The organism is Streptomyces sp. CNZ287, from assembly GCF_007827615.1.
Genome location: NZ_VISV01000015.1, coordinates 59,091 through 70,143 on the forward strand (window position 1 = coordinate 59,091; position 11,053 = coordinate 70,143).

Genomic DNA, 11,053 nt, shown 5'->3' on the forward strand with positions numbered 1-11,053 from the left:
GCATACGGGAGTGCGGTCTGCAACCATGTTGCGCTGCCATGAGTCAATCGATCATGAATCCGGGCTTGCCGGGTGCTGATGAGCAAGAGGTGTTCTTCACGCGTTCCGACATGCGAACTCCTTTTCAGTTGAGCCGGTCGACAGCATGAATTGCTGGATCTCACCGAATCCCACCTCCCGCCCCCTTTGCATTGGGCTTCCCAGACTCTCCTCAGGGCCTAACGGAAGAAAGTAGTAAGTCATGCGTTTACCGCAGTCAGCCGACCTGCTCTACGGTCAGCTCGTCGCTCTGTCCGGCAAGGCGAAGCGCACCTGGGCAGCGGACCACACCTCGGCGGCGGTGCCCGTCCGGGACGGCGAGATCGACGTCGGCGAACTCGCCGAGGCGACACGGCGCTTCGCCCGCGGGGTGCAGGCCGCGGGCATCGCGGCGGAGGACTGGTGCGTCGTGCGCCTGGAGAAGCCGCTCGACGTCCTGGTCGCGGTCTGCGGCCTGACCGCCGTCGGCGCCGTGCCCGTGCTCCTCAGTCCGGGGCTGGAGGCCGATGCCGCCCACACGGCGTTGAAGACCGTGCCGCACTCCATGCACCTGCTGGTCGCCCGGGCACGCGCGGAGGAGTTCCCCGACGCCCTGGCCGTGGATGCCGCCCGGCTGGTCTGGGAGGACATCTGGGAGCAGGACGGCGAGGCCGGCACGGCCACGGACGCCCTCCCGCAGCATGGCGTGGAGCGCTCCCCCGACAGCCCGTACCTGGTGACGCACACCTCGGGCACCACGGGTGTGCCGAAGCTCGCCGTCCACACGCGTGCCAGCTTCTACCAGCAGTCGGTCATCCAGACGCGCATGCTGCGCCTGCTGCGGCTGCGCGGCTACGCGGCGTTCGCGACCTCACCCGTCCACATCCGCACCCTCTCCGCCCTCCTCACCGGGATCACGGCGGGGGTGTCCCTGCTGATACTGGGCTCGGAGCAGCGCGACAGCGTGCGTGAGCAACTCGAGCGCTGGCGGCCCGAGTACCTGGAGACCCACCCGAACACGTTCGTCACCTGGGAGGACCTGGCCGACGCGGGCGTGATGTCCTCGGTGCGGGTCTTCCTCGCGACGTTCGACGCCACGCACCCGCGCACGGTCGACCGCCTGCTCGCGGGCTCCCGCCGCCGGTTGGCGGTGTTCATGGAGGTGTACGCCCAGTCCGAGGTCGGCCCCATAGCCTTCCACGTGCGCACCCGCCGCCGGCGGCGCGCCGGCGTGGAGACTGAGCTGGCCGGCCACCGCGTAGGCCACGCCATCCCCGGGTACGCCGCCATCCGCGTCGTCGACGAGAACGGGACCGCGGTGCCGCGCGGTCAGGCCGGCAGGATCCAGGTGCGCGCGAAGGGCCGGTTCGCCGGATACCTCAACTTCCCCGAGAAGTTCACGCAGAACCTGTTCGAGGAGCGCTGGTGGGACACCGGTGACTGGGGTTCCCTGGGGCGTGGCGGCACGCTGCGGCTGCTGGACCGTCAGGTGGAGCGCCTGGAGGGCGCGCCCAGCGGGATCGCCCTGGAGGACGTGCTGCTCTCCCGGATCCCGGACCTCGCCGAGGTGGTGGTGCTGGAGACGGAGGAAGGACTGCTGCCCGTCATCGCCGGCCGGCCCGGTGCCGAGCCCGTCGGACCCGAGGAATGGTCCGCCGCGACCGGGGACATGCCCGCGCTGGCCGCGCCCCTCAGCGTCGCCTGGGAGGAGATTCCCAGAACGGCCACCGGCAAGGTGCGGCGCGAGGTGCTGCGAGGCCGCCTGGCCGACATGGAGAGGTGACCACGGTGAGTCGCCACGGATCGCTCACAGTAGGATTTCCACAACAACACACCGTTGCCATACACGAGAACCCACAGGGACGGTCCGTCGAGTGACAGCGAACGACATAGTTTTGCGCGGCGAGCTGCTGCGCAAGGAATTCCTCAGCGGTGACACCACCGTGGCGGCGCTCAAGGACTGCACCATAGAGGTCCTGGCGAGCGAGTTCGTTGCCATCGTCGGCAAGAGTGGTAGCGGTAAGTCCACGTTGGCGAACGTACTCTCCGGCCTCGACCGACCCACCTCGGGCACGGTCACCCTGCTCGGCAGGGACATCTCCTCGCTGGGCGAGGCCGAGATGGCCACATTACGAGCACGCAAGATCGGGTTCGTGCTCCAGAAGGACAATCTCATCCCCTCACTCACCCTTGCGGAGAACGTGGCCGCCCCCCTCGTCATGAGCGGTGTGAAGCTCTCGCAGGCTCTCAGAAGCGCCCGCGACATGCTGGGCGAGGTCGGCCTCGACCACCGCGCCGCGCAGTGGCCGAGTCAGGTCTCGGGTGGCGAGGCGCAGCGCGCCGCGATCGCCCGTGCCTGCGTCGTGGAGCCCGCGGTCGTGTTCGCCGACGAGCCGACGGGCGCGCTCGACGAGGAGAACGGCAGTCGAGTCCAGGAGTTGCTGCACAAGCTCGTGAGCACGCTCGGCGCCGCCGGGTTGATCATCACTCACGACATGGACCTCGCGACCGGCGCCGATGTGGTCGTCACCATGGCCGACGGTGCGATCGTCAACACGAAGCGGAAGGCGTGATGGCCGACCTCGACTCCGCGCGCCTCGTCGCGCGTGCCCTCGGGAGGAGTTGGCGGCAACGGCCGGCCCGGATGGCCTCGGCGATAGCCGCCGGCATCGGCGGCGTGCTGCTGACCACCGCGATGCTGCTGGTCTCCGTCTCCGTGCTCGATGCCATCAAGGGCGCGTCCATCAGCGGGATCCGGCCCGACGTCGTCGCCGTCGAGGCCCGTGCCCCCGGCGGCATGGACAGCAGCCTGATGGACCGCGCGGAGCAGCGGACGGGCGCGGAGGGCTCCCGCTCGGTGGTCCTCAGCACCACCGCGCAGACGTCCGCCGGCTCCGACAACGAGCCGGTCGTCCTCTTCGGTGTCGACGAGGCGCTCGCCGGCTTCGTCGACGACCAGCTCGCCGCGGAGGTCGGGGGCACCCCGCTCGGCGCCGACGAGGTCTTCCTCTCCGAGACGTGGGCCGGCGACCACGGCGTCCGCGAGGGCGACACGGTCCGCATCAGCTCGCCGGAGGGCGTCCAGACGTGGCGGGTGGCGGGCCTGCTCAGCGGGGACGTCGCCAACCGCGGCTCGGTCGTCATCGCCCCCCTGCCCACCGTCGCAGCCGCGTTCGACCGTGGCGACACCGCCGACGTGCTGCTCCTCGACCCCGGGAACGGCGACCGGGACACGGTCGCCGCCGAGGCCGAGGCGGCGGTCGACGGCGCCGCCGACGTCAAGCACCCCGAGGACCTGCTTTCCGGCTACAGCAAGACCTTCCAGACATCGGTCACCATCCTCGCGCTGTTCGCGGTGATCGCCGTGCTGACCGCCGCCGTGGTGCTCTTCCTCACCTGGCGGCTCGCCCTCGACGACGCCCGCTCCACGCTCGCCCGGATGCGGCTGTTCGGCGTCCGCACCCGTCACCTCATGCTGGGCTCGGCCGCCGTCATGGTGCCGCTGCTGCTCGGCACGTACGTCGTCGGTGCGGCCCTCGGCGTATGGGTCGGCACACTGCTCAGCTCGTTCACCGAGCAGATCACCAACCTCACGGGGCAGGCCGTGACCCCAGGCGTGCCCTGGCAGGTGCCGGTGGCGGGGGCATTCGCCGCCGCCGTGGTGATGTTCGCCGCCGCCTGGCTGTCCGGTGTACGCCGTTTCACGGCGATCACCGCGATCGAGGCGGTCACCGGTCGCGACCGGATCGCGCTGATGCCGGGCGGCACACGCCGGCCGCTCGTGGCCGGGCTGGTCACGGTCGCCATCGGGGTGCTGCTGGTCGCGTTCGGCGGCGAGATGGTCAGGTCCGCCAGCCTGCTGTTCCTGCTCGGCGGTGCGGCCTTGCTCTGTGTCGTGCTGCCCGTGGTCGTGGGCGCGTTGCTGCGGCGGGGCGAGCCGGGGCCGATGCGTCTCGGTGCCGGCAGGCAGCTCCAACTGAGCTGGCGGCGGAACGCGGTGCTCAGCATCACGTTCACCGTCGCCGTGGTGACCTCCATCGCCATGGCAGGGGTGTCCAGCAGCATCAAGGACGATGTGGGCGCGTCGGTGGACCGCTGGACCCAGAGCGAGCTGGTGGTCCAGGCCGCCGGGGTCGGGGAGAACCTCCAGAACGAGAAGTTCCCGCTGTCCCTCGGCCAAGAGCTGGGCGCCGTGGACGGCGTCGACGGCGTCACCCCGTTCACGTACGCCTACGTCACCCTGGACGGCAAGAAGACGCAGGTCTGGAACTGGCCCTCCGACCACGAGCTGTCCACGGACCTGGAGGTGGCCGAGGGCGAGGAGGACTTCCTCACCGCTCTCGGACCCGACGAGATCGCCATCTCCTCCAACTTCGCCCGCACCCAGGACATGGAGGTCGGCGACACCCTCGACATGCCGCTGCCCAGTGGCCAACGAGCCTTGCGGGTGAGGACGATCGTCGAGGACTCGGCCTCCGACGGCGGCATGCTGATCGCGAGCACCGCGCTCTACCGGGAGCTCGCCGCCACGGACGGGGTGTACGAGTACTTCGTCGGCGTGCGCGAGGGCGCGGACGTCTCCGAGGTCGCGGCAACCCTGGAGAACACGGTCGCCGAGCGCTACCCGCGGGCCAAGGTGCGCACCCAGGAGGAGGTGCGGGCCGCCTTCGGCGGCATCACCGCCCGCCTGGTGAGTGCCTTCGAGGCGTTCGCCTGGGTGATGTTCCTCCTCGCGGTCATGGTCGGGGGCGCCACGCTGGCGTCCGGGCTGGTCGAGCGGCAGCGTGGCCTTGCACTGACCCGGCTCGTGGGCGCGACGCGCAAGAGCGTCAGCCGCCAGCTCACCGCCGAGACGCTGCTGATCGCGGTGAGTTCATGGGTCGTGGCGCTGCCGGTCGGCCTCCTCGCCATCCCGGCGATGCTCGACGCGCAGGCGGGGCAGAGCGGGCTGTTGCCGCCGGTGACCGTGCCCCTGCTGCTCACCGTGGCCAGCCTGCCGCTGGTGGCGCTGTGCATGCTGCTTGCGCTGTGGGTCGCCGGTCCCCGCCGGGCGAACCCGCCGCTGCGGGAGCTACTCGCCCAGGAGTGACCTCCTCGCGCCTTGGTGACCCCGCCGGGGAGTGACCCGTTGTGGTGACGGCGCCGGGGCGATCGCAGGGTCGCCCCGGCGGCCTCCGCCCATTTCGCGGGGGCCGCTCCCGGCGCGGAGCGCCGCCGCGTTCGACGTCCTGCCGCCCCTTGGTGCGCGGCATCCTCTGCGCGGGGTGGTGGGGACCCCGCCGGCGAGTCGGGAAAGCCACCGGTGTACCCGCGCCCTGGCTCGCGTCGCCGTCCGCTTCCTGGGGCAGCGCAGCGCGGAGGTCAAGCCGTGCCACTCGTCTCGCTCCTCGACGCACACGGCGCCCGATACCGTCATCGACCACGCCCCCGGGGGGGCGCACCGAGGTGGTCAGCCGGCGCCGCGGCCACCCCGTGGCCCACGCGTGGCCCGGGACAAGCGCACGACCCTCGGGCTGACCACCGGCGTAGCGTGCTGGCCGGTGGGTGGTCAGGAGATCACTCGGGTGAAGAACGTCGCTTGGTGCCCCGGTGCTTTCCTGGCAACTGTGTGCCTGGATCAGATGGGAGCCGTGTCCGTCCCGCTTCCGAGACCTCCCTGGCGCGTGGTCGGCTCCGCGCTGGTACGTGCGCCTCTTCCCGGCCGTCCTCCTTTGCATCGCGGTCCTCCTCAACCTCGTGACCCCTGTCCACCTGACCTTCATCGGTCGGTTCGTTGCCGCGCCGCTGATCGCCGCGGCGATCGACACCCCACGGATCACCCTCGCCACCGCGGTGGCCACCATCGCGATCACCACGCCCTTCCTGACCGTGGTCAACGAACCTCCCAACCTCTCGGTGACGGAACGATGGGTGGTTGTGAGCACCGTCGTGGTGGTCTCGGGGCTCGCGCTGGCCGTCAACGCCGTCGTGACCGCAGCGCAGAGGCGCATGGTCAGTGACGAGCTACTTGCACGCACGACGCAGATTCGCCTCCGGCCCAGCTCGACCTAAGGGCTGGGGACTGCTGCATGACCGGGTGACAGCAGGGTTTATGCAGCCAGAGCTGCGGGCGGGCTCATGATGGTCTCGCACTCGGCCGAGAAGGCAACCCGAGAGGCAACCTCGATCAGCGCCACTGCCGAGCGACTGCGCGCCGCCACAAGAAATCCGGCCTCAGCCGAGGTCCACGTCGAGACGGTCGATGTCGGTGACCGCCACCTCCAGGCCCGCCGCACGGCGGCCGTGATCCTGGAAGTGGACGTGGCCGGCCTCGCGCCGAGGAGGGTGCGCAGCTCCGCCTCGGCTGCCCCGCGGTGGTCAAGTCCCGTCCAGCTGCTCCAGGCGGGCGAGCCACGTGGTCAGGAGGGTCCGCAGCTGGGCTGCCTCCTCGGGGGAGACTGCGTCGAGGAGGCCGCGCTCGTTGCGCATGTGGTCCGTGAAGGCCCGGTCGATCAGCTTGCGACCGGCCGATGTGAGGGCAACCACGCGGCCGCGACCATCGCTCGCCGAGCGGCGCCGGGTAACCAGCCCGTTGCGTTCCAGACGGTCGATCCGCTTGGTCATCGCGCCCGTTGTCACCATGGTGTGCGCAGCCAGTTCGCCGGGCGCCCGCTCGTACGGGTCGCCCGCCCGCCGCAAGGCCGCCAGCACGTCGAACTCGCCCTCGCTCAGCCCGTACTGGTCGTAGACGAGGCACAGTCGCCGGGTCAGCAGGGCACCCAGCCGGTGCAGCCGGCCGATCACCGCCTGCGGGGTGACGTCCAGGTCCGGGCGCTCCCGAGCCCACTCGGCCTGGATCCGGGCGACATGGTCCAGGGGTGCTGCGCTGTTCTCCTCCACAAGGTCCATACTAGCGCACTAGCTTCCAGGGAAGGTATATTTGCTTCCATGGAAGCTACCTTGCGCTGGTCGGTGATCACCGCGATCGCACCGGTGGCGTGGGGCACGACGTACTACGTCACCGGGGAGTACTTGCCGCCCGAACGACCGCTGTACGGCGCGGCGATACGGGCCCTGCCGGCCGGGCTGCTGCTGCTCGCCGTGCGCCGTGCGCTGCCGCGCGGCTCCTGGTGGTGGCGGTCCCTGGTGCTCGGTGTGCTGAACATGGGCGGGTTCTTCGCCCTCGTCTACGTGGCCGCGCAGCGCCTGCCGACCAGCGTGGCCTCGACCGTCATGGCCACCGCCCCACTGGTTATGACGGTGCTGGCCTGGCCCCTGGTCCGCGAGCCGCCGCGGGCACGCCATCTGGCAGCGGCGGTGGCGGGCGCGGCCGGCGTGTGCGTCATGCTGCTGACCGCGAGCGCGTCGATCGATCCCGTCGGCGTCCTCGCATCGGCGAGCGCCATGGCGATGTCCTCGTGCGGCTACCTCCTCGCCAAACGCTGGAGCGACGGCGCCGACACCCTAGCCACGACGGCATGGCAACTCGCGGCCGGCGGACTGATCCTGCTCCCGGCGGCCGCGGCCATCGAGGGCCGGCCACCGGCGCTCGATGCTCCGGCACTGCTCGGATTCGGCTACGTCGCCCTCGTCGCCACAGCGCTGGCCTTCGTCGCCTGGTTCGCCGGCCTGCGCCGGCTGCCGGCTGCGACCGTTGGCCTGGTCGGCCTCCTCAACCCGGTCACCGGCGTGCTGCTGGGCACCGCGGTCGCGGGCGAGACGCTGACCGGTCGCCAACTAGCGGGGCTGGCACTGACCTTGGCGAGTGTGACCCTCGCCCGTCCCACCACACGCCGAGCCGAGCGAGAGCGGACAGCCGACGCACCGCGGACCACCTCTGCATGCCCTCCAGGATCAAGGACAGCAGGCGGTTGATGTGGTCGATGACCAGGCGCAGTCAGGTCATCAGCGCCTCGAACGCCGGCTGGCTGGTGCAGGTTTCCTCGGCGGCCGCACGCACTCGGCGCAACCGGTCGTCGTACACGGCCGCGATCAGCGCTTGACGCGTCGGGAAGTGCCGGCAGAGCGTCGCGTTGCCGACGCCGGCGGCCGCGAGCGATCTCGTCCAGTGAGGCGGCACCCCACACAGGCGACCTCTTCGGAAGCCGCCCACCGGCCGGCACTTCGAGATCGCCTCATGGACAGGCCCGCGTGTCGGGACGGTCTGCTCCTCGAACACTCGATGACCGCAGAGCCCATCTGACCATGGACCGGCCCCGGCAATCGGTGCACGTGGCCGTCGGTACCGGCCCTCGCAGCCGCCGCTCCCCCGCGGGAGACGCACATCGGCGGCCCGAACGCCTTCATTGAGTACGGCTATCGGCTCCGCGTGGACCTCGGCCAGCAGGTCGGCGGTCTCGTAGGTGCGGGTGCACGACTTGGGGTTACCGACGAACTGGATGCTTTGGCTCCGCATGGGTGAATTCCAATTCACCTGATACGGTGAATGGAAATTCACCGCATCGTGTCGACTCGCCGGAGCGCGTAAATGACGGAACCCGCCCCGATACCCGGCCTGCGGGGTCGGTTCACCATCCCGTCACTGGCCTTCGGCGGGATCCTGATGGCGGTCATGCAGACCGTCGTCGTACCGCTCCTGCCGGACCTCCCGAGGCTTACTGGCGCCTCGGCAGGAACGGTGTCCTGGACGGTGACCGCGACACTGCTCGCCGGCGCAGTACTCACTCCGGTGCTCGGCCGGGCCGGCGACATGTACGGCAAGAAGCGGGTGCTCATCTCGGCGCTGACGCTGATGACGGTCGGGTCGGTGATGTGCGCGCTCTCCTCCGATATCACCGTGATCATCACGGCCCGTGCGCTACAGGGTGCGGCGGCCGCCGTGGTACCGCTGTCGATCAGCATCCTGCGCGACGAACTGCCGCCGGAGCGCCGCGGATCGGCCGTCGCGATGATGAGCTCCACCGTCGGGATCGGTGCCGCCCTCGGCCTGCCGCTGGCTGCCCTGGTGATCCAGTACGCCGACTGGCATGTGATGTTCTGGCTGACCAGCGCCCTGGGTGCGCTGGGGGTCGCAGCCGTCGCCTGGGCGGTACGTGAGTCGCCGGTCCGCGAGCCGGGCCGCTTCGACGTCGTCGGCACCCTGGGGCTCGCCGCTGGTCTGGTGTGCCTGCTGCTGGGCGTCTCCCAGGGCGGGCAGTGGGGCTGGACCAGCGGCCGCATCCTCGTCCTCTTCCCCGCCGCCGTGGTGGTCCTGGCCCTGTGGTCGTGGCATCAACTGTGCGCGAAGGCGCCACTGGTGGATCTGCGACTCGCAGCACGGCCGCGGGTCGGCCTGCCGCATGTGACTGCCCTGCTCACCGGCTTCGCGTTCTACGCCAACACCCTGGTGACGGCCCAGTTGGTGCAGGCGCCGAAGGCCACCGGCTACGGGCTCGAACTGTCCATCGTCGCCACCGGCCTGTGCCTGCTGCCCGGCGGTATCACCATGCTCCTGTTCTCGCCTGTCTCCGCCCGGATCTCCGAGGCCCGCGGGCCACGCGTCACCCTGGCGCTGGGCGCCGTCGTCATCGCCTGCGGCTATGCGGTGCGCATCGCCGACAGCCGCGATCTGTGGATGATCATCGCGGGTGCGGCGGTGGTCTCCACCGGCACCACCCTGGCCTACTCGGCGCTCCCCACCCTGATCCTGCGCGCCGTCCCGGCGGAGCAGACGGCCTCCGCCAACGGCGTCAACGTTCTGATGCGCACGATCGGCCAGGCCACGTCCAGCGCCGCCGTCGCAGCCATCCTGGTACACCACACCAGTGGAGTCGGCGGTACCCAAGTCGCCACGCTGCACGGTTACCTGCTGACGTTCACCATGGCCGGTGCAATCGCCCTCGTGGCATGCGCCGCAGCCCTGGTCATCCCGCGCGACGCGGCGGCGGCCAACCCGCCGCGCCAGGCACGCCGCAGGGTCCCCGCCGTCGCCCCGGAGAGGACCGGGAAGGGAGCGTAAGGGCATGAGCACCCCCGCACCCGCCCCCCGGCGGGACGCCGAGACGAGCAAGCTCGCCATACTCCGCGCGGCCCGGTACCTGCTGGCCCGGCGCCCGCATGCCGACATCACCTTGAAGGACGTTGCCGAACGCGCCGGGGTGAGCCCACCCCTGATCGTGAAGTACTTCGGCAACAAGAACGCTCTGTTCGCCGGAGTCATGTCCTTCGAAACCGACGCCAGTGCTCTGCTGGATGCCCCCCTCGGCGAGCTGGGTGCCCACATGGTCCGGCACATCCTCGAAGGCCAGCGCGAACGAGGTGTCGACCCGCTCCTGCGGATCGCTTTCGCTCCGCTGCACGGCCAGGACGGCGATGTCCTGCGGGTGAACTTCCGTAATCAGGTGGTGGATCATCTCGCCCTCCGCCTGGCCGGCCCCGACGCCGGGTTGCGTGCCGAGCTGGCCGTGGCCCAGCTGGTGGGCCTGGGCGTGATGTACGGGATCGCGCGCGGCCCCGCGCTGCGCGCGGGGGCGGCCGAGGACGTGGTGCGGCGCTTCGCCCCGACGGTGCAAATGCTGCTGACACCATGACGCTGTCAGACGGGCACCGTTCCAGCCGGCCTGCACAGCCTTGCCTCGCGCCCGTCGCCAGTCCTCCCCAGATCGCACGCGAGACCGGTCTCTCCGCCAGCAGCGGGCGCACCTGGTCCCCGTCGGCCGCGTTGTCGAGCACGGCGAGTACACGCCGGTGGGCCAGCAGATCCCGGTACCTCGTGGCCAATCGCGTCTGGTCGAGTCCAGCGAGGTGGCTGCCCGTCACCCCCGGCAGCCGCAGGAAACCTTCGAGGACGGCCGCCGGATCGGCGGGTGGCCGGCCGGGGTCGTGGCCCCGTAGGTTCACCCACAGGACGCGCTCAAAGTGCCCCTCGTCGACGAGCCGGCGCCCTGCATGAACCGTCAACGTGGTCTTGCCGACGTCAGCCATACCGTGCACGGCCACCACCACGGACGGTCCGGGCCGTGTGTCGCGACGGATCGTGCCGCCGCCGGTTCCCAGCGACGCTCTAATCCTGGCCTCAGGTTGATCGGGGACAATGAGCGGCAAAAACATCGACTGG

The 11,053-nt window shown here is 70.6% G+C and carries 9 protein-coding genes and 1 pseudogene; 7 read left to right on the forward strand and 3 right to left on the reverse strand.

Annotated elements, in window-relative coordinates:
- Window positions 1-241: 241 nt before the first annotated feature.
- From FB457_RS24615 to FB457_RS24630, 4 genes are all read left to right on the forward strand, one after another.
- Window positions 242-1,801, forward strand: a complete 1,560-nt coding sequence (locus tag FB457_RS24615) for a class I adenylate-forming enzyme family protein (RefSeq protein WP_145783320.1) — start codon at window positions 242-244, stop codon at window positions 1,799-1,801.
- 91 nt (window positions 1,802-1,892) lie between these two features.
- Window positions 1,893-2,591, forward strand: coding sequence for an ABC transporter ATP-binding protein (locus FB457_RS35375; RefSeq protein ID WP_047019394.1), 699 nt, complete (start codon window positions 1,893-1,895; stop codon window positions 2,589-2,591).
- The gene (locus tag FB457_RS24625) at window positions 2,591-5,107 is read left to right on the forward strand and encodes an ABC transporter permease (RefSeq protein WP_078898568.1); all 2,517 of its coding nucleotides are present in this window, start codon (window positions 2,591-2,593) and stop codon (window positions 5,105-5,107) included. Before FB457_RS35375 ends, FB457_RS24625 begins: the two co-directional genes overlap by 1 nt.
- A gap of 647 nt (window positions 5,108-5,754) precedes the next feature.
- On the forward strand, window positions 5,755-6,069 hold the full coding sequence (locus FB457_RS24630) for a hypothetical protein (protein ID WP_145783324.1): 315 nt from the start codon (window positions 5,755-5,757) through the stop codon (window positions 6,067-6,069).
- A gap of 306 nt (window positions 6,070-6,375) precedes the next feature.
- Here FB457_RS24630 and FB457_RS24640 read toward each other — a convergent pair whose 3' ends face one another.
- Complete coding sequence (locus FB457_RS24640; protein ID WP_173534907.1) at window positions 6,376-6,906, reverse strand: MarR family winged helix-turn-helix transcriptional regulator; 531 nt, start codon at window positions 6,904-6,906, stop codon at window positions 6,376-6,378.
- Between the two features lie 39 nt (window positions 6,907-6,945).
- On the opposite strand from FB457_RS24640, the gene FB457_RS24645 reads away from it, so the two are divergent.
- Entirely contained in the window at window positions 6,946-7,872 is a 927-nt protein-coding gene (locus FB457_RS24645) for an EamA family transporter (protein ID WP_347614183.1), read from the forward strand.
- 22 nt (window positions 7,873-7,894) lie between these two features.
- Here FB457_RS24645 and FB457_RS24650 read toward each other — a convergent pair whose 3' ends face one another.
- On the reverse strand, window positions 7,895-8,176 hold the full coding sequence (locus tag FB457_RS24650; protein WP_145783326.1) for a TetR/AcrR family transcriptional regulator: 282 nt from the start codon (window positions 8,174-8,176) through the stop codon (window positions 7,895-7,897).
- Window positions 8,177-8,485: 309 nt separating this feature from the next.
- Between FB457_RS24650 and FB457_RS24655 the strand changes: the two genes are divergently transcribed.
- On the forward strand, window positions 8,486-9,955 hold the full coding sequence (locus FB457_RS24655; RefSeq protein ID WP_145783328.1) for an MDR family MFS transporter: 1,470 nt from the start codon (window positions 8,486-8,488) through the stop codon (window positions 9,953-9,955).
- A gap of 4 nt (window positions 9,956-9,959) precedes the next feature.
- On the forward strand, window positions 9,960-10,526 hold the full coding sequence (locus FB457_RS24660; protein WP_047019388.1) for a TetR/AcrR family transcriptional regulator: 567 nt from the start codon (window positions 9,960-9,962) through the stop codon (window positions 10,524-10,526).
- A gap of 139 nt (window positions 10,527-10,665) precedes the next feature.
- Here FB457_RS24660 and FB457_RS36390 read toward each other — a convergent pair.
- A pseudogene (locus tag FB457_RS36390) lies at window positions 10,666-11,046 on the reverse strand (NB-ARC domain-containing protein); the annotation flags it as partial.
- Window positions 11,047-11,053: the final 7 nt, after the last annotated feature.